The sequence below is a fragment of the Streptomyces lucensis JCM 4490 genome (genome assembly GCF_014650035.1).
In the GTDB taxonomy this organism is placed as follows: domain Bacteria; phylum Actinomycetota; class Actinomycetes; order Streptomycetales; family Streptomycetaceae; genus Streptomyces; species Streptomyces lucensis.
In genome coordinates this window covers 417338-436152 of the sequence record NZ_BMUE01000003.1, presented here as the reverse complement: position 1 = coordinate 436152, position 18815 = coordinate 417338, and the positions used below count along the sequence as shown (strand labels likewise).

The following is an 18815-nucleotide window of genomic DNA, read 5'->3' as shown; positions in this document are numbered from 1 at the left end:
GCTAAGCAGCGGGGGCCGTAGGCGCACGGCGAAAACACCGCCCAGGTCACCCGGCGCCCACGCCACTCACGGTGTCCGCCGGGCCCGGGGTCAGGCGCGGGCCGCCCGGCCGACCGACTCCACCAGCGGCAGCAGCCGGAAGGGGACGCGTTCGCGCAGCGCCACCTCGGTACGGGTGCGCACCACGCCCGGGAGGCTGATCAGCTTCTGGATCACGTCCTCCAGATGGGCGTTGTCCCGGCCCACCACCCGGGCCAGCAGGTCACCGCCGCCCGTGATCGAGAAGGCCTCGACGATCTCCGGCACGGCGGCCAGCGCGTCCCCCACGTCGTCGAGGTGTCCCTGGGTGACCTCGATGTGCACGAACGCCAGCACGGGATGGCCCAGGGCGGAGGGGGAGAGGGACGGGCCCGTGCCGGTGATCACGCCCTCCCGCTCCAAGCGGTCCAGGCGGGCCTGGAGGGTGCCGCGCGCGACACCGAGGATGCGGGCGTACTCGCGCACGCTGGTGCGCGGCTGCTCCAGGAGCAGCCGCAGGATGCGGGTGTCGAGTTCGTCCACGGTCATGACGTACGACTGTACCAATGGCTCAGCGGTCCATCGGAGGGCTCACCCGCCCGACCTGGTCCGTTGGTATTCCGCCGGGCGGCGGCGGATGATCGCGACTGAGCCAATGGCACTGTGATGCGAGCGACGCTTGAGCCAGTGACCCCGGTGATGCTCTCATGGACGAGTCGATGGCGCTGCGGTCCTCCGCGGCGCCTTTTCCATGCCGGTCGTCCTTCGCGCGCCGGTCGTCCCAGGGGAGGACAAGCAGTGCTGAAGAGGGTGTTCGCGGCTCCGGACCCGGGACGGGCGCGGTTGCGCTTCGCCGCGCGGGCCGTCCTCGGCATCGGGCTGGCGGTCGCCGCCTGCCTTCTCGCCGGACACTCCCTCGTCGGCGCGGTCACCGGCGGCCTCGCCGCGCTGCTCGCGCTGTTCACCGTCACCGACCCCACCGTGCGCGGCCAGGCGGTCACCACCGCGCTGCTGCCCGCCGTGGGCATGCCGGTGCTGGCGGTCGCCGCCGAACTGCACGGCAGGCCGGTGGCGCGTGATCTCGTCTTCCTCGCCGTGGTCGGCGCCGGCGTGTACGCGCGCCGCTGGGGCCCGCGCGGACACAGCCTCGGCGTCTTCGCGTTCATGACCTTCTTCGTCGCCCAGTTCCTGCACGCCACGCCGGACCGGCTGCCCGAGCTGTACGCCGCCGTCCTGCTGTCCGTGCTCAGCGCCGCCGCGGTCCGCTTCGGCGCGTGGTGCTACGAACGCCGGCTGCCCCCGGCCGCCGCACCCGCCCCGCCCGCGGGGACCGGGCTCGCCCGGGTCACCACCCGGCAGGCGCTCCAGGCGACCGCGGGCGCCGGCTTCGCGCTGGTCGCCGGCCAGCTGGTGTCCGGGCAGCGCTGGTACTGGGCCGTCGGCGCCACCTGGTGGATCTTCGTCAACACCGCCTCGCGCGGCGAGACGCTGGTGCGCGGCTTCCGCCGGGTCCTCGGCACGGTGATCGGCATCGGCCTGGGCCTCGTCGTCGCCGTGCCCGTGCACGGCGCGCCCGTCCCGACGGCCGTCCTCGTCGCGGTCGCCGTCTTCGGGATCTTCTACACGGCGGCCGTCTCCTACACCTGGATGATGCTCTGGGTCACCCTGCTCGCCGAGCTGCTCTACGGCCTCCTCGGCGTCCTCAGCCCCGGCCTGCTCGCCCTGCGCCTGGCCGAGACCGGCGTGGGCGCGCTCGGCGCCGCGCTGGCCGTGCTCTTCGTGCTGCCGGTCACCACGCACGCCGTCACCGACGCCTGGATCCAGCGTGCCCTGCGCTGCGTCCACATCTGCACCGCCGAGGCCGCGGCGCGGCTCGCCGGGTCCGCCACGGCCGACCCCGCGCCGCGGGTGGCCGAACTGGAGCAGCTGCTCGGCCGGGTCCGGCTGTCGGTGGCACCGCTGGTGCACCCGCTGAACCCGATGCCGGCCCGCAAGCGCCGCGCCCGCCGGGTCCTCGCCCTCCTCGACGACTGCGCCCGCGAGGTCCGGGGCCTGGTGACGGTCGCGGCCGACCCGGAGGCCTCGCACGACGCCCGCCTGGCCGCCGCGTGCTGGCGTGTCGAGAACGCCGTGGAGGCCCTGACCGCCGGCGGCGGCGAGCCTTTCCACCGCCCCGCAGCGCCACCCGCCGAACCCGCCCTCGCCCATCTGCACGGACTGGAGCACGCCCTCGCCGAGCTGGCCGAACCGCTGCGCACGCCCTCCGGCTCGCGACTGGTGGGGGCGTGACGGCGGGGCGGGGCGACGGTGCGCGAAGAAGTACCCGCACACCCTCCGTTCTGGTCTAGACCGAGGCCGCCCGGCTGCTACCGTCGGCCCCGGACCGGCTCGACCGGCTCGACCGTCGAGCGGGCGGGCACGAGGGACGAGAGGGGACAGTGGTGGCACTGGACGGCAGGGCGGGCGGCCGCCGCGCGTTCATCGGCTCGTTCACGGCGGCGGGCGGCCCCGGCCTGGTGACCGCGGCGGTCTCCCGGGCCGGCGGGGCGCTGACCCTGGTGGCCGCCGTGAAGGACGTACCCGACCCCTCCTACCTGGCCGTGGCGCCGTCCGGCAGCACCCTCTACGCGGTCAGCGAGACGGCGGAGGGCGCCGTCGCCGCCTACCGCGTCGACGGTGACCTGCCCGAACTCGCCGGGCCGCCCGTGCCGGTGAACGGCAGCGGACCCACCCACCTCAGCCTGCACGACGGGCACGTACTGACCGCCAACTACGGCTCCGGCAGCGTCACCGCCGTACCCGTGCGCCCGGACGGCACGCTCGCCGCCAAGCCGTCCGGCCTCCTGCGGCACACCGGTTCCGGCCCGCACGACAGGCGCCAGCGCGGCCCCCACGCCCACCAGGTGCAGCCGGACCCCAGTGGCCGGTGGGCGGTCAGCGTCGACCTCGGCACCGACTCGGTACGCGTGTGCGCCCTCGACCAGGGAGTCCCCGTCCTGCACCGCGAGTTCGCCCTGCGCCCCGGCTCCGGCCCCCGCCACCTGGCCTTCCACCCCGACGGCGAGCACGCCTACGTGGTCAACGAACTCACCCCGACGGTGACGGTGTGCCGCTGGGAGGCGGCGGGCGGCTCCCTGAAGCCCCTGGCCGAGGTTCCCGTGCTGCCGGGCGCCCCGGCCGGCGACGCCCACCCGTCGGGCATCGCGGTCTCGCCCGACGGCCGCTTCGTGTGGACCGCGACCCGGGGCGAGGACGTCCTGTCCGTCCTCGCCGTCGAGGGGGACGGACTGCGCCTGACCGCCGCGGTGCCCTGCGGCGGGCACTGGCCGCGCGCGCTGGCCGAACACGACGGCTTCCTCTACGCCGCCAACGAGCGCTCGGGAGACGTCAGCTGGTTCGCCGTCGACGGCCCCACGGGCCTGCCCCGCTACGACGGCTCGGTGCGGGTCGCCGCGGCCTCCTGCGTCGTCTTCGGCTGAGCGGGCCCGGCCGGGCACGGCGACAGGGCCCGCTCCGAAAGACCGGAGCGGGCCCTGTTGCCGTACAGCCGGGCGGCGTCAGCGGACCTGCGCGCCCTGCGGCTGCTGCGGCGCGATGCCCAGCGCCGTCGTGTACTTGGCGAGCGCGAGCTTGCCGATCGCCGGGTAGGCGCCGAGCGCCTCGGCCGTGGAGCAGCCGGCCTCCTCGGCGGCCGCCGCCGTCAGCGCCGGGTCGATCTCCGGACCGATCAGGTAAGGCGCCAGGGCCAGCTGCTGCGAGCCGGAGGAGCGCAGCTGCTCGGCGACGGCGGAGATGGAGCCCTCCTGGTCCAGGGCCGCCGCCATCACCGGCACGGCCAGCCGCGCGGCGAGCAGCATGCCGGTGATACCGGCCGCCTGCACGGCCTCCTCGCCGCCCACGGAGGCCAGGACGATGCCGTCCGCGGCCGTGGCCACGGTGAACAGCCGGGCGCGGTCGGCGCGGGCCAGGCCGGCCTCGGACAGCCGCACGTGCAGGGCTTCGGCGAGCAGCGGGTGCGGGCCGAGGACGTCGGTCAGCTCGGCGGCGACCCGGCTGTCCATCACGGACTGACGGATGTGGCGCAGCAGGGCGCTGTCCGGGCCGGCCAGCAGCGGGACGACGACGGCGACCGGGCCGTCCGGCTCCCTGACCTCGACACCCGCGGCGACGGCCTGCTCGTAGCGGGCGGTGCGCTCCTCGGCGGCGTGCGCCAGCACGGACCGCAGGGTGGGGAACTCGGCGTCGTCCCCGTCCACGAAACCGATCCGGGCATCCAGACCGGGCAGCTCGGAGCGGGCGATGCTCACGACCTCCTCGGCGAGGCCCCGTGTGGCGGTGCTGGGCGCACCGGGCACCGCGAGGACGAGCGCGGGCGCGCCCTCGGGAGCCACCAGGGGTTCCGGACGGCGGTGCCGTCCGGGCTGGCGGGGTCGCGGCATTCGTACTGGCAGGCCGGACGCGGGTCCAGTGGGGGAGCTCATGGCGCCGCATGTTACTGGCTTCCCGGGCTCCCCTGTTCGGGGAGGGTGCAGGTGAGCGGTATCCGTCCCCTTTTGTCTGATGAGTTACCCGCCCAAGGCGCATCTTGTGGGCACGTGCGGTGCAGAGGGGGTGAAACGTGGCCGATCAGGTGCGCGGGCCTCGGCCCTCCCGCGCGCGGACCACGTGGAGCATCGCCGGTTCACCGGGCAGCGTGAGCCGCCCCGCGGTCAGGTCGGTGGCGATCAGGACGGCCCCGTGCAGCGGGTCGCCCCCGGCCGGGACCGGCCGGGCGTGCGGCAGCCTGTCGGCCAGCTCCTCGCGCAGCGGTACGAGGAGGGGGTCGCCCAGCTTGAGCAGGCCGCCGGTGAGGGCGACTTCGGGGGCTCCTTCCGCCGGGCACACGGCCGCGACGGACTCGGCCATGTGCCGGGCGGCCGTGCGCAGGATGCCGGCGGCGACCGCGTCGTGCTCGGCGCATCCGGCCACCCGGGGCGCGAAGGAGGCCAGCACGGAGGGCCGGTCGGAGCGGGGGTAGAGCTTGCCGGGCAGCCCGCGCACCGGGCCGAACTGCTCCTGCGCCCGAGCCAGCAGCGCGGCGGACCCGCCGTCCCGGCCGTCGTACGCGCGCAGTGCCGCCTCCAGGCCGGCCCGGCCGATCCAGGCGCCGCTGCCGCAGTCGCCCAGCAGATGCCCCCAGCCGTCGGCCCGCCGCCAGCCCCGCAGGTCGGTGCCGACCGCGATCAGCCCGGTGCCCGCGGCCAGCACGGCGCCCGCGCGCGGCCCGAGAGCGCCGACGTAGGCGGTGACGGCGTCGGCGGCGAGCGCCACGTCGCGCACGCCCAGCTCGCGGGCGAGCGCGCCGGGCAGTTCGGCGCGCAGCGCGTCGCCCAGGGTGGCGAACCCGGCGGCGCCGACGACGGCGCAGCCCAGCTCACCGACCCCGGCCTGGGTGGCCAGAGCGCGTGCCAGCGGCACGAGTTGGTCCATCAGGTGGGCGGGGTCGATGCCCCGCGCGCCCGTGCGCACCGGCTCCCGGGTCACCCGCGGGGCCGAGGGCTCGCCCCCCGGGCGGCCGACGACGACCCGGAGGCCGGAACCGCCCGAGTCCACGGCGAGATAGCCGGAGGTGGTCACGGCAGACGCCAGTCCACCGGCTGTCCTCCCTGCTCCATCAGCAGGTCGTTGGCCCGGCTGAACGGACGCGAGCCGAAGAAGCCGCGGTCGGCGGACATCGGTGAGGGATGCGCGGACTCCACCGCCGGCAGCCGCCCCAGCAGGGGGCGCAGGTTGCGGGCGTCACGGCCCCACAGGATGGACACCAGGGGCTTGCCACGCGCGGCCAGGGCCCGGATCGCCTGCTCGGTGACCTCTTCCCAGCCCTTGCCGCGGTGCGCGGCCGGGCTGCGCGGTGCGGTGGTGAGCGCCCTGTTCAGCAGGAGCACGCCCTGCTGCGTCCAGGGCGTGAGGTCGCCGTTGGAGGGCTGGGGCAGGCCCAGGTCGCCGGTCAGCTCGCGGAAGATGTTGATCAGGCTCGGCGGCAGCGGGCGCACGTCCGGCGCGACCGAGAAGGACAGGCCCACCGCGTGTCCCGGGGTGGGATACGGGTCCTGACCGACGATCAGGACGCGTACCTCGTCGAAGGGCTGCTGGAAGGCCCGCAGGACGTTGGGGCCGGCGGGGAGGTAGGTGCGCCCCGCGGCGATCTCCGCGCGCAGGAAGTCGCCCATCCCGGCGATCCGTCCGGCAACGGGTTCGAGGGCCTTCGCCCAGCCCGGTTCGACGATCTCATGCAAGGGTCGTGGTGCCACGGGCGTCACCCTACTGCCGGACGCGGGCCGGCGATCCACCAACGCCGAAGCCCGGCCGGGCGGCCCGCGGCGTCTGATCGCCCGGTGGGCGCCGGTGTCCGCCCCCGCCGTCCGCCGTTCGCCGCGCGGCCGCGCCCACCTGGCGTCCCCACCGCCCCGTCAGGAGACCACCGCCGCCCGTACGCACAGCACGTCCGGCAGGTGCGCCGCCAGTTGCCGCCAGCTGTCGCCGTCGTCGGCCGAGGCGAACACCTCGCCGTTGCGGTTGCCGAAGTAGACGCCCGCGGGGTCGGCGTCGTCGGTGCACAGGGCGTCCCGCAGGACCGTGCCGTAGTGCTCCTCCCGCGGCAGCCCGTCGGACAGCGGCTCCCACGTGCCGCCCGCGTCCGCGGTACGGAAGACCCGGCAGCGGCGCCCGGCGGGCACCCGGTCGGCGTCGGCGTTGATCGGGAAGACGTACGCGGTGCCGCCCCGGCGCGGATGGGCGGCCACCGCGAACCCGAACGTGGACGGCAGGCCCTCGCCGATGTCCGTCCAGTGCGCGCCCGCGTCGTCGCTGCGGTACACACCCCAGTGGTTCTGCAGGTACAGCCGGTCCGGATCGCCCGCGTCCCTGGCGACCTTGTGCACGCACTGCCCGAACTCGGGATCCGGGTCGGGCAGGAACACCGCGGACACACCGGAGTTGGACGGCGACCAGCTCGCGCCTCCGTCGGTGGTGCGGAACACGCCGGCCGTCGAGACGGCCACGGTGACCGCCCGGGGATCACGTCCGTCGGTGAGCACGGTGTGCAGGCCCTCGCCGCCGCCGCCCGGCACCCACCGGGAGCGGGTCGGGTGCTCCCAGAGCGGCCGGACGAGCTCGAAGCTCTCGCCGCGGTCCTCCGAACGGTACAGCGCGGCGGGTTCCGTGCCCGCGTACACCACGTCGGGCTCGGCGGCGGCCGGGTGCAGCTGCCAGACCCGCTCCAGGGAGGCGCCGGTGTCCTTGGGGAACCGGACAGCGGGACGCGGCGGTTCGGTCCAGGTGCGGCCGAGGTCGTCGGAGTGGAACACCGACGGACCCCAGTGCGAGCTGTCGCCGCCCGCCAGCAGCCGCGGCCGGGCCCCCCGGGTGTCGATCGCCACCGAGTAGACCGCCTGTGCGTTGAAATACGGGCTTTCGTCGAACTCCCAGGCCCCGCCGCCCCGCCGCCGCCCGATGAACAGGCCTTTTCGGGTGCCCACCGCCAGCAGTACCTCGGTCATGCCGATCACCTCCGGAACGTCTTCGTCCAGGCCGCCGTCAGTTATCGGCCAGTCTGCACCCGACCACTGACACTCTTCCGGGGAGCACGCGTTCGCGCAGGTCACAGCTGTGTCGTCGGTCCGTGGCGGAGATCGGCCGGATCCGTTGCCCGATGCGCCTGCGCGAGGGGCGCGTCCCGTGCGACCGTCGGGGTGACGGCTCGTCGTGAGCAACGGAGCGGTCCCTCCCGTATGGGAGGGCGGTCCGGCCGGTCGGTGCGCTCGTGAGGAGGATGCCTTTGAAGGCGTTCCGTGGTCCGAAGGTGTGGCTGTGGCGCTGGCGGCGCAACCCGCTCAAGCGCCGGGCCGACGTGGCGGAGGCCTGGGTGGTGCTCGGGGCCTGGCTGCTGACCGTGCTGGCAGGGGTGTCGGTGGGGCTCGCGGCGGCCCGTTCCGTGGAGCACGGGCTCGCCCGCGAGCGTGCCGCCTCGCGCCCCGTCACGGCGCGCGTCGAGGACACGGTCCCGGGGTCGACGCCCATGGACAGCCATGTCTCCTCCGGCGAACGGGTCTGGGCCGAGGTGCGCTGGACGGCGGCCGACGGCACCGCCCGCACCGGCCGGGTCCGCGTGGAACCCGGAAGCGGGGCCGGTACCCCGGTCACCGTCTGGACCGACGCCCAGGGCCGTCTCGTGGACCGGCCCACCTCCGCCTCCGAGAGCGCGTTGCGCGCCGCCCTCCTGGGCGTCCTGGCCGGAGTGAGCGCGGCTGCCGTGCCGTTCACCGGCGGCCTGGCCCTTCGCCGGCGTCTCGAGTCCCGCCGCATGGACGCCTGGGACACGGAGTGGGCCCGACTGGGACCGCAGTGGGGGCGCATGGTCTGACCGCCGGCCCGCCCGCGGGCCCCGTGCCGGCCGGCGGTCCGAGGAGCCGGCGGGCCGGGCGCCCGGTCAGGTCCCGCGGCCGTCGCGCCCTCACCGGCGCCGCCGTGGGACGACCCGAACGCGCGGACGCGTCCGACGCGACGCCGAGTCGCCCTGCACGGCCCACCGCCCTGCACCCGCCGCTGCCACGGGCCACCGCCTGCACGGGCCGCTGCCCTGGAGGGTCCACCGCTACGGGCCACCGCCCTGCACGGGTCGCCCTGCCCGGGTCGTTGCCCTGCCCGGGCCAATGCCCTGCACGGGTCGCCCTGCCCGGGTCGTTGCCCTGCCCGGCCCAATGCCCTGCACGGCCCATCGCCCTGTACGGGCCGGGGCCTTGCGCGGGGCGCCAGGCCGCGATGGCCGAAGCCCTCCGGTGGATGCCCCGCAGCACGTCGTGGGAGGCCGTGCCGGATCCTTACGGCCCCGCGGGCAGTGCTCTGCACAGGCGCAGCAGCGCCTCGTCCTCCGGGATGGCGCCGACGGCGGGGAAGGCGCCCTCGGGGGCCCTGTGCCGTCGGACGGCGGCCAGTTCCGACGCCGGCAGGTCCCGTAACGGCGCGGCGTCCGGACCCATCGCCGTCAGGCAGCGGGCGATCGGGACGCGGGTGCGCGGGTCCTCCGACCAGGCGGCGCGGAGCACCGGCAGGACGGGCCCGGGGTCCCGGCCGACGTGCCAGAGCGCGCACGCGGCCGTCGCCCGGTCCCGGGCCGGCCCCGACCGGACGGCCCGGCGCAGCTCGGGCAGGGCGGCACGCGCGTCCGGCCCCATCCTGGCCAGCTGCCCGGCTGCGCGGCGGCGGCGCGGCGCGTCACCCTCTCGCATCTCCCGCAGCAGGACGGGCAGTACGGCGCGGAAGTCCCCGTCCGCCGACCACAGCGCGCCCGCCGCGGCGGCCGCGTGCCGGGTGCGCAGCAGGGTGCGCAGGACCGGTAACGCCCGCGCGGTGGCGCCGAGCGACTCCAGTGTGCCGATGGCGTGGCCGGCGACCGCCTCGCGTGCCCCCGGGACGTCGGGGGCGCCGGACAGCAGCCGCAGCACCTCGGGCACCGCGTCCTCGTCCCCCACGGCCCCGACCGCCGACAGCAGCGGGGCGGCGAGCCGGGCGGCTGAGGACGAGCCGGGCGCGATCAGGCCGAGCCGGTGCCGCAGGGCGGGGGCGAGCGGGGCCGCGGCCCGGCCCAGATGCACGATCTCGTAGCCCAGGTCGGCGGGTGCCGCCGGGCCGGCCAGCAGCTGGGCGAGGACCGGGACCGCGCGCGGGTCACCGGCCCTGGCCAGAGCCTTGAGAGCGGGGCCCAGTGTCGGGGGACAGCGCTCCCAGCGGTGCGTCCACTGATCGGGCCGCGCACTGACGAGCTCGTGCAGGTCGTCCGCGGCGGGCACGGCCAGGGCGAACAGCTCCGCCAGGACCGAGGCCGCCGCCTCGCGTAATCGGTCGTGGTCGGTGTGGAGCTGGACGCCGAGCAGCCCGACGGGGCCGGTGTGGTCGCCGCGCCAGCCGCGGAAGAGCCCCGCCGACATCCACACCCCGTTGCACCGGTCCACCGGGTCCGGACTGGTCAACTGCCCCACGAGCAGGGCCGTCCGCTCCGCCACCCGGTCGCCGAGGGCGGTGTGGAGGGTGCGCAGCAGGCGGGAGCCCTCCTCGTCGGAGGGCCGCAGTCGCCGCAGCCGGCCCACGAGGGTGTCCGCACCAGGGGGCCGGGGGTCATGGCCGCGGCGCGCGGACCGCTCGCGCAGCAGCCGGACCGCCGTCGGCACCAGGTCGGCGGGGAGCCGGCCGGGCGCACCGAGCGCCAGCTGCCCGAGGGCGGCGAGCCGGAGCCCAGGGGCGTACGGTGGCGCGCTCCGCTCGCCCAGCAGGTCCGCCGCGGCGCCGGCGTGCGCGGGGTGCCGGCGGACGAACAGGCCGAGCGCCTCGGTGAGGGCGACCTGGACCCGCTCGTCGTGCTCGGCCCGGCCGCGGTGCCGCAGCAGGGCCAGGGCGCGGGCGGGCTCGTCCAGGAAGCGGACGAGGGCGCCGGCCGCCGCCGCGCGCACCGCCGGGTCCGGGTCCCCGGCGAGGGGCACGAAGTCCTCGGCGCCCGCGCAGACCGCCTGCCGGGCGCGCGCCTCCCGGTCCGTGCTCTGCGCGCCGATGCTGACGAGCAGTTCCACGATGCCGCCGCGGTCCGGCACCTCCTCGCGGGCCGCGAGCGCGAAGAGGAACGGCACGCACGCCAGCGTCGAGTCGTACACCTTGCCCTGGTGGTGCACCGCGCCGTACATCCCGTCGAGCGCGGTCGCACGCTCGGCGGTGTCGGCGGACGCCAGCGCCCGCAACCAGCCGGGCACGTCCTCGGCGCTGCCGTACGCGTGCCGCAGCGAGGCCCAGTCGACCTCGTCGATCCCCGTGAACACGTTGTCCTCCCCAGGTGAGTGCCACCTGATCGCGAGTGTGCACCACGGCACCGACAACGGTCCGGAGCCGCACGCTGACTGTGTGCGATCCGTCGGCTGTCATCGGCCAGCGTTGCGGCCGGGTGCCGCTCACCGGCGGGGTGCCCGGGAGGGGGCCCTGGGGACCGGCGGGGACGATCAGTTCCGGTCGGGCAGGGCGCGCTCCAGGATCGCGTCCAGGTCGGTGCCGGCGGGCAGGGTGCCGAACGCGAGCCCCCAGTCGCCGCCCAGCCGGGTCGCGCAGAAGGCGTCCGCGACCGGGTGCGGGGCGTGCCGGACCAGCAGTGAGGCCTGGAGGGCGAGGGCCATCCGCTCGACCAGCCGGCGGGCGCCCACCTGATCGGTCTCGGCCAACTGGTCCTTCAGACCGGCCACGGCCGTGTCCAGCCGGGCGTCGGCCCCGCGCGCGAGGGCGAGTTCGCCGAACAGGGCGTCGGCACTGTCCGGTTCCCGTCCAAGCGCCCGCAGCACGTCGAGCGCGTTGACGTTCCCGGAGCCCTCCCAGATCGACAGCAGCGGGGCCTCCCGGTAGTGCCGGGGCATGCCGGAGTCCTCGACGTACCCGTTGCCGCCCAGGCACTCCAGCGCCTCCGCGGTGAACGCCGGACCCCGCTTGGTGACCCAGTACTTGCCCACCGCGGTGGCGAGGCGCCTGAAGTCCCGCTCGCCGGCGTCCCCGCGCACGGCCCGGTCGGCCGCCCCGGCCAGGCGCAGCGTCAGAGTCGTGGCCGCCTCCGACTCCAGAGCCAGGTCGGCCAGCACGTTGCGCATCAGCGGCTGGTCGGCGAGCCGGGCGCCGAACGCGCTGCGGTGCCGGGCGTGGTGGCCCGCCTCGACGAGCGTCTTGCGCATCAGCGTCGCCGTGGACATCACGCAGTCGAGCCGCGTGCAGTTGACCATCTCGATGATGGTCTTCACGCCCCGCCCCTCCGGGCCCACCAGCCAGGCCACGGTGCGGTCGAACTCCGGCTCGGAGGAGGCGTTGGACCGGTTGCCGAGCTTGTCCTTCAGCCGCTGGATGCGGAAGCTGTTGCGGCTGCCGTCCGGCAGGACGCGCGGCACGAGGAAGCACGACAGTCCGCCCGGCGCCTGCGCGAGCACCAGGAAGACGTCGCACATCGGCGCCGACGTGAACCACTTGTGGCCGCGCAGCGTGTACACGCCGGGCTCCCCGGTGGGCGTGGCCGTGGTGGTGTTGGTGCGCACGTCGGAGCCGCCCTGCTTCTCGGTCATGCCCATCCCGGCGAGCAGCCCGGGCTTCTCGGCCGGGACGCGCAGCGCGGGGTCGTACTCGCGGCTGGTGAGCAGCGGCTCGTAGAGCTTGGCCAGTTCCGGCTGTGCGCGCAGTGCGGGCACGGCGGCGTACGTCATCGACGTCGGGCAGCCGTGTCCCGCCTCGGTGTGCCCCCACACCAGCCCGCCCGCCGTGCGCGCCACGTGCGCGCCGGGCCGCTCGTCCGCCCACGGGGCGCCGGCCAGACCCTCGGCGACCGCCGTGCGCATCAGGTGGTGCCAGCTGGGGTGGAACTCCACCTCGTCGACACGGTGGCCGTAGCGGTCGTGGGTGCGCAGGACGGGCTCGTACCGGTTCGCCTGCTCGCCCCACTCCTGCGCCTGCGCGCTGCCGGCGCGGATCCCGAGCCGCCGGACGTCGTCCTCGGCCCACCCGGCGCCCTCCCGGCGCAACCCCTCGAGCAGGGCCCGGTCGTCGGAGGCGTCGTACGGGGCGAGCGGCGGGGCCTGGTTGGTGACGTCGTGCGTGGCGGACTGCGGCTGGGGCGGCGACTGCGGCGCGGGTATCGAGACCATGGCAAGCATGTTGCACTCCCGCTGCGGCTGTAGCAATGATGCAACAGGGAATCGCCCGTAGAGTACGTGCCCATGCGCGTGAACGTGTCGGCCGAGCCGGACGCGGCGGGCCTGCGGCCGCTGTCGGCGCGGTCGGTCGTGCTGAGCCTGCTGCTCGGCGTCCATCCGCCGGAGCTGCCCGTGAAGGACCTGCTCCGGCTCGTCGAGCCCTTCGGGGTCGGCGGCTCCGCCCTGCGTGCCGCGCTGAGCCGGATGGTGGCCGCAGGCGACCTGCGGCGCTCCGACGCCGTCTACCGGCTCAGCGACCGCCTTCTGGCCCGCCAGCGCCGGCAGGACGACGCCGTGCACCCCAGCACGCGCGCGTGGAGCGGCGACTGGGAGATGGTGGTGATCACGGCGACGGGCCGGGAGCCCGCCGACCGCGCCGGCCTGCGCACCCGGCTGACCGCCCTGCGCCTGGCCGAACTCCGCGAGGGCGTCTGGCTGCGCCCCGCCAACCTGGGCCGGCCCCTGCCCGGCGACCTCGCGCGCGTGGCCCTCACGTACTCCGCCCGCCCCGAGGCCTCCCCGCACGACCTGGCCGCCCGGCTGTGGCCGCTGGACGCCTGGGCCGCCACCGCGCGCACCCTGCTCGCCCGCGCGGCCGACGCCCGCGACCCGGCCGCGCGGCTCACCGTCTTCGCCGCGGCCGTGCGTCATCTGCTCACCGACCCCGTCCTCCCGCCCGCACTCCTGCCGTCCGGCTGGCCGGGGGAGGCCCTCCGCGACGCCTACGCGGGCTACCAGGAGGAACTGGCCGCGACGACGGGGCTGCGGCGGAGCGGGGGATGACGGCCCGGGCGCGCCGGAGGGCCGCCGCCCCGGCGGGACGGCGGCCCCGTAAGCCCGGCCGGTCCTACTCGTAGGTGATGTCCGAGGACGCGTACTTGCAGTAGGTCCCGTCCGGACCCGAGCCGTTCGTGCCCGGTTCCCTGCCGGTGTTGTTGCCCGGGTACTTCTGGCAGGGGATGACCTTCTTGCTGCTGTCGCCGACGATCGCACAGAGCCCGTCACGCCCGGGGCGGTCGCCGCCGCGAGCACCTGCGGGGGCCCGCGTCACCTCGCGTCCACCCGGGCGGGTGGCGGCCTGGCGGCCGACGGCGTTCCCTGTAAGGAGCGGGCGTTCCCCGTGCGGAGGAGGGGGTGACCCGTGCGCGCGTGGGCACTCGGCGGGGGCGGGGCAAGGATCTCACCCGAGGAGAGTCATGGCTGATCAGAAGTCGTCGTCGGCCCTCATGGCGCCCGTGCGCGGCGCGGCCTCGGCTCTGCGCAAGGTGCCCGGCGCCGGACTGGTGGGCAGGGCCGCGGAGGGAACCCTGGACAAGGTCGGCGCGGTCTCCCCGCGCGGCCGGCGCATGGCCGTGTACGCCGGGGCCGGGCTGCTCGGCGCGGCGGGCGTGGTGGAGTGGCCCGTCGCCGTGACCGGTGCCGCGGTGGCCTGGCTCACCCAGCCGCGGCCCGCGCATCCGGTGCAGGGCGAGTCCACGCACCGTCCCGAACCCGCGCAGGACATCGGCACCGCGGCGCTCAGGTCGGGCCACGCCGGCGAGGGCCGGGACACCGCCACGGCCGGGGGGTCCGGCCCGGCGCACGCGCCGGCAGGCGCGAGGTCGCCCGGCCGCCCCGACGCGGCGCATGCCGGCACGCCGCCGGGCACCAGGGCGTCCGAGCCGAAGCCGTCCACCGGCCCGCTCGGCCCGACGGCGCGGCCCGATCGCACCACGATCTGAGGACAGTCATGGCGCTCGGTCTGCTGACGGCACCCGCTGCCGCCGTACGCCTGCTGCCCGCGGCACCACGGCTCCTGGCGCGAGCGGCGGCGCCGGCCGCCGGGCTGGCCGCGGGAGCCGCCGCTAGTGCGGCACGCGCCGGGGTGCGCGGTGCCGACGCCGCTGTGCGGGTGGCACGCGTCGCCCGCAACGCCCGGCCCGGCGCCGGCGACCACTGGCGGGCCGGTGCCCGCGCCCACCTGTCCCTGCGGCCCCTGGAGCACGAGGCGGTACGGCGCGCGGGCGGCACGGCACACCTCGCCCGACGGGTGGCCGAGAGCCTCGCCGAACGACCCGACGTCCTCCTCGCCTACTGGGACGAGGGACTGGCCCGCCTGGTCGTGACCGCGACCGAGGCGGAGGCCGCCGACCACGTCCTCGACCACGCCGCGGAGCTGGCCGAGCGGCACGGACTGGCCCTGGCCGCGGACGACGTGGAGGAGACCACGCACCCCGCCGACCCGGCCGGAGTGCGCGCCGCCGTGGCAGCCCTCGCCGCCGACGGCGCCGGCATCGGCGCCGGACTCGCCGCGTACGCGCTGCGGCTGCCGCCCTCGCCCCGCATGGTGACCGCCGCGGTGACGCTGCTCCGGGAGAACCCGCGCTTCCGCGCCCGGCTGCGGGGCCGGCTGGGCCCCGACCGCATGGACCTCGTACTCGCCTGGGCGAACGCCGCCGCTCACGGCGCCGGTCAGACCCCCACCTCCCTGGTGCTCGACGGCGCCCTGCGGGCCTGCCAGCTGACCGAGACGGTGGCCCGCGCCGCCGCCTTCGACACGCTGCACGACGAGCTGTGCGCACCGGGGCGTTCCAGCCTCCCCCCGGCGGGCACGCCGCGTCCACCGCTGCGCGAGTCCCCGGCCCAGGAGTACGCCTCCCACGCCTCCGCCGGCAGCGTGCTCGGCGCGGCGGCCACCCTGCTGGTCAAGCACGACGCCGCGGAGGCGGCCGAGGCGGTGCTCGCCGGGTCGCCGAAGGCGGCCCGCTACGGCCCCGCCGCCTTCCACGCCGTCCTCAGCGCCGCGCTCGCCCGCTCCGGCGTGCTGGTCCGTGACCCGGACCGGCTGCGCCAGCTGGAGATGGCCGGCACGGTCGTCCTGCACTCCGGTGCGCTGCGCGCCGAGGACGGTGAGCCGGATCCGTGGACCGAGGCGGTGCTGGACGCGGCTCGGCGGGCCGGTCTGCGGGTCGTCGTCGTGGACCACCCCGCCCTGGAGGACTTCACCGGGCTCGCCGACCAGGTGGTCGACGCCCGCCGGCCGCTGGACGACGTCGTCCACGAGGCGCGGGGCGAGGCGGGCGCCGTGCTCACGGTCGCCCGCGTGCGCGAGGCGGGGGAACGCGACGTGCTGGCCGGTCTGCACGCCGGTGACGTGGCCGTCGCCCTCACCGATCGCGGCGGCGCGGTCGTGTGGGGCGCGGACGTCCTGGCCCTGCACGGGCTGCCCGACGTGTGGCGGATGCTGACCGCCGTTCCCGCGGCCCGGAAGGTCGGCCGCAGGTCCCAGACCCTGGCCCGCTCCGGCGCCGCCCTGTCCGGGCTGCTCGTCGCCGTAGGCGAGTCCGGGGGCGGCCGCGGCCGCCTCGCCGTGCTGCCGGGGTTCCGGCACGCGCCCGTCGATGCCGGCGCCGCGGCCGCCCTGCTGTCCGGGGCGCGGGCCGCGCTCGGCGTGGCGGCGGCCCGCGCCCCGCACCCGCGGCCGCGCGTGCACTGGCACGAACTGGACCCGGACGAGGCCCGAGAGCGGCTGGAGCACCAGCCCGAGGCCGAGAGCACGCCCTGGGAGGACCTGACCACCCGCGTGCAGGAGAAGAGCGCCGGCGTCTTCCGGCATCCGGCCGCCGCGCCCGCGCGCTGGTCCTACCGGCTGGGCAGGGCGGTCAGCGGTGAACTCCACGACCCGCTCACCCCCGTCCTCGCGGTCGGCTCCGCGGCGTCGGCGATCCTCGGCTCGGTCGTGGACGCCCTGCTCGTCGTCGGCGCCCTCGACCTGAACGCCCTCGTCGGCGGCATCCAGCGGCTGCGCGCCGAGCGAGCGCTGTCCGGACTGGTCGCGGAGCAGAAACGGAAGGCGCGTCTCGTGCCCTCCGAGGACGAGGCGCCGGCCGGCGGAACCCGCACCGTGGAGGCGGGCGGGCTGCGGCCCGGGGACGTGGTCCAGCTCCAGGCGGACGACGTGGTGCCCGCCGACGGGCGCCTGCTGTGGCAGGAGGGCCTGGAGGTCGACGAATCCGCGCTGACCGGTGAGTCCCTGCCGGTGGAGAAGCACACGGACCCGACGCCGCACGCCCTGGTCGCCGACCGGCGCTGCATGGTCTTCGAGGGGACGACCGTGGTGGCGGGTCAGGCCCGCGCCGTCGTGGTCGACACCGGCGACCGCACCGAGGCCGCCCGCGCCGTCCACCTCGCCGCCCGCACACCCCCGGCGGGCGGCGTGCAGGCCCGGCTGCAGGAACTCACCCGCAGGGCGCTGCCGCTGACGCTGGCCGGAGGCGCCGCGGTCACCGGTCTGGCGCTGGCGCGCGGCACTCCCATCCGGGAAGCGGTCAGCGGCGGTGTGGCGGTGGCCGTGGCGGCCGTCCCGGAGGGGCTGCCGCTGGTGGCCACGGTCGCGCAGCTGGCCGCGGCCCGGCGGCTGAGCCGCGGCGGCGTCCTCGTGCGCACCCCACGCACGCTGGAGGCGCTGGGCCGCATGGACACCGTCTGCTTCGACAAGACCGGCACCCTCACCGAGAACCGGCTGCGGCTGGTGCGCACCTCCGGCGCGGACGGAACGGTGCGCGCGGCCGGCGAACCCGGGTCGGCGGACACGATCCGCGCCGCCGCGCGGGCCTGCCCTCAGCTCAACGGCGGCTCCGACCGGCCGGTGCACGCCACCGACGAGGCCGTCCTGGCCGCGGCCGGCCCCGACCCGGACTGGATCCAGCAGGCGGGCCTGCCGTTCGAGGCCGCGCGCGGATACGCAGCCGCCGTCGGCCGCGCCGGAGACGGACCGCCCCTGCTCGTTGTCAAGGGCGCTCCGGAGACCGTGCTGCCCGCCTGCTCCGGTCTGCCGGAACACGCGTCCGAGTCGGCGCACGCGCTCGCCGGGCACGGCCTGAGGGTGCTCGCGGTGGCCGAACGCCGCCTCGGCGAGCGCGAGGAGGAAGCCGGCGTGCTGGACGAACCGCTGCGGGAACTGGAGTTCACGGGGCTGCTGGCCCTGTCGGACGTGCCGCGCGAGACTTCCAACGCCCTGGTGCGCGGCCTGGGCAGGGCAGGGGTACGACCGGTCATGCTCACCGGTGACCACCCGCAGACCGCGCGGGCCATCGCCGCCGAACTCGGCTGGCCCGAGGACACCGTGGTGGTGACCGGGGACGAGCTGGCGGCGGTCGACCGGGCGGCCAGGGCGCGCACGCTGCGCGACGCGGGCGTGGTGGCCAGGGTGGCGCCCGAGCAGAAGCTGCAGGTGGTGGAGGCGCTGCGGGACGCGGGCCGGGTGGTCGGCATGGTCGGCGACGGCGCCAACGACGCCGCGGCCATCCGCGCCGCCGACATCGGCGTCGGCATCAACGCCAGGGGCTCGGCCGCCGCCCGCAACGCCGCCGACATCGTCCTCACCGACGACGACCTGACGGTCCTGATCGACGCGGTCGGCGAGGGGCGCGCCCTGTGGCACAGCGTGGCCGACGCCATCGCCATCCTGATCGGCGGCAACGCGGGCGAGGTCGGTTTCGGCATGCTCGGCACCCTGCTGTCCGGACGGGCGCCGCTGTCCACCCGGCAGATGCTGATGGTGAACCTCTTCACCGACCTGTTCCCGTCGATGGCCGTGGCGGTGACGGAGAAGGGCGGGGACCAGGGCGGTGTGCGAGCGCGCAGCGGGTCCCCGGAGGACGCCTCCGCCGTGCTGGGCGAACCGCTGCTCCGGCAGATCCGGCACCGGGCCCTCACCACCTGCCTGGGTGCGGTCACGGCCTGGCTGATCGGCCGCTTCACCCCGGGCACCGCCCGCCGCTCCAGCACCATGGCACTGTGCGGGGTGGTCGGCACCCAGCTGGCGCAGACCCTCCTGGACCGGCGCGACAGCCGCCTGGTGCGGGTCACCTCGCTCGGCTCCGCCGTCGCCCTGGTCGCCGTGGTCCAGACCCCGGGCGTCAGCCGCGCCGTCGGCTGCACCCCGCTCGGCCCCGTCGCCTGGGCGGGAGTCGTGGCGGCGATCGCCCTGGCCCTGGCGGGGCAGCGGACCCTGCCCCGCCTGGAGGAGACCGTCGGGCGCCTGCTGCCGACGTGACGACGCGCGCGCCGACGGCT

General features: G+C 76.6%; 13 protein-coding genes and 1 pseudogene. 6 read left to right on the top strand and 8 right to left on the bottom strand.

Annotated features, from left to right (window positions below; all coding sequences use genetic code 11):
• Positions 1-90 precede the first annotated feature (90 nt).
• Complete coding sequence (locus tag IE177_RS09875) at positions 91-567, bottom strand: Lrp/AsnC family transcriptional regulator (protein ID WP_190014820.1); 477 nt, start codon at positions 565-567, stop codon at positions 91-93.
• A gap of 249 nt (positions 568-816) precedes the next feature.
• On the opposite strand from IE177_RS09875, the gene IE177_RS09870 reads away from it, so the two are divergent.
• Together IE177_RS09870 and IE177_RS09865 are read left to right on the top strand one after the other, a co-directional pair.
• Entirely contained in the window at positions 817-2307 is a 1491-nt protein-coding gene (locus IE177_RS09870) for an FUSC family protein (RefSeq protein WP_190014819.1), read from the top strand.
• 152 nt (positions 2308-2459) lie between these two features.
• The gene (locus IE177_RS09865; protein ID WP_190014818.1) at positions 2460-3497 is read left to right on the top strand and encodes a lactonase family protein; all 1038 of its coding nucleotides are present in this window, start codon (positions 2460-2462) and stop codon (positions 3495-3497) included.
• Positions 3498-3575: 78 nt separating this feature from the next.
• Here IE177_RS09865 and IE177_RS09860 read toward each other — a convergent pair whose 3' ends face one another.
• The 4 genes from IE177_RS09860 to IE177_RS09845 form a co-directional block, all read right to left on the bottom strand.
• Positions 3576-4499, bottom strand: a complete 924-nt coding sequence (locus IE177_RS09860; protein WP_190014817.1) for a sirohydrochlorin chelatase — start codon at positions 4497-4499, stop codon at positions 3576-3578.
• 145 nt (positions 4500-4644) lie between these two features.
• Positions 4645-5634: an N-acetylglucosamine kinase gene (locus tag IE177_RS09855; protein WP_190014816.1), complete on the bottom strand. Its 990-nt coding sequence runs from the start codon at positions 5632-5634 to the stop codon at positions 4645-4647.
• Entirely contained in the window at positions 5631-6308 is a 678-nt protein-coding gene (locus IE177_RS09850) for a uracil-DNA glycosylase (RefSeq protein WP_190014815.1), read from the bottom strand. Before IE177_RS09850 ends, IE177_RS09855 begins: the two co-directional genes overlap by 4 nt.
• Positions 6309-6467: 159 nt before the next feature.
• Positions 6468-7556, bottom strand: a complete 1089-nt coding sequence (locus IE177_RS09845; RefSeq protein WP_229815971.1) for a WD40/YVTN/BNR-like repeat-containing protein — start codon at positions 7554-7556, stop codon at positions 6468-6470.
• A 272-nt stretch (positions 7557-7828) separates the two neighbouring features.
• On the opposite strand from IE177_RS09845, the gene IE177_RS09840 reads away from it, so the two are divergent.
• Positions 7829-8419: an Rv1733c family protein gene (locus IE177_RS09840; protein WP_190014813.1), complete on the top strand. Its 591-nt coding sequence runs from the start codon at positions 7829-7831 to the stop codon at positions 8417-8419.
• Positions 8420-8876: 457 nt separating this feature from the next.
• Here the strand turns inward: IE177_RS09840 and IE177_RS09835 are convergent, their stop codons facing one another.
• Together IE177_RS09835 and IE177_RS09830 are read right to left on the bottom strand one after the other, a co-directional pair.
• A complete protein-coding gene (locus IE177_RS09835; protein WP_190014812.1) occupies positions 8877-10862 on the bottom strand; it encodes a HEAT repeat domain-containing protein in 1986 nt (661 codons plus the stop codon).
• Between the two features lie 177 nt (positions 10863-11039).
• A complete protein-coding gene (locus IE177_RS09830; RefSeq protein WP_190014811.1) occupies positions 11040-12719 on the bottom strand; it encodes an acyl-CoA dehydrogenase family protein in 1680 nt (559 codons plus the stop codon).
• Between the two features lie 63 nt (positions 12720-12782).
• On the opposite strand from IE177_RS09830, the gene IE177_RS09825 reads away from it, so the two are divergent.
• The gene (locus IE177_RS09825) at positions 12783-13541 is read left to right on the top strand and encodes a PaaX family transcriptional regulator C-terminal domain-containing protein (protein WP_190014810.1); all 759 of its coding nucleotides are present in this window, start codon (positions 12783-12785) and stop codon (positions 13539-13541) included.
• A 64-nt stretch (positions 13542-13605) separates the two neighbouring features.
• Here IE177_RS09825 and IE177_RS09820 read toward each other — a convergent pair.
• A pseudogene (locus tag IE177_RS09820) lies at positions 13606-13746 on the bottom strand (pectate lyase); the annotation flags it as partial.
• Between the two features lie 208 nt (positions 13747-13954).
• Here IE177_RS09820 and IE177_RS09815 point away from each other — a divergent pair.
• The gene (locus IE177_RS09815; RefSeq protein WP_190014809.1) at positions 13955-14479 is read left to right on the top strand and encodes a hypothetical protein; all 525 of its coding nucleotides are present in this window, start codon (positions 13955-13957) and stop codon (positions 14477-14479) included.
• Between the two features lie 8 nt (positions 14480-14487).
• Positions 14488-18795 (top strand): cation-translocating P-type ATPase, encoded by a 4308-nt coding sequence (locus IE177_RS09810; RefSeq protein WP_190014808.1) that lies wholly within the window; start codon positions 14488-14490, stop codon positions 18793-18795.
• Positions 18796-18815: the final 20 nt, after the last annotated feature.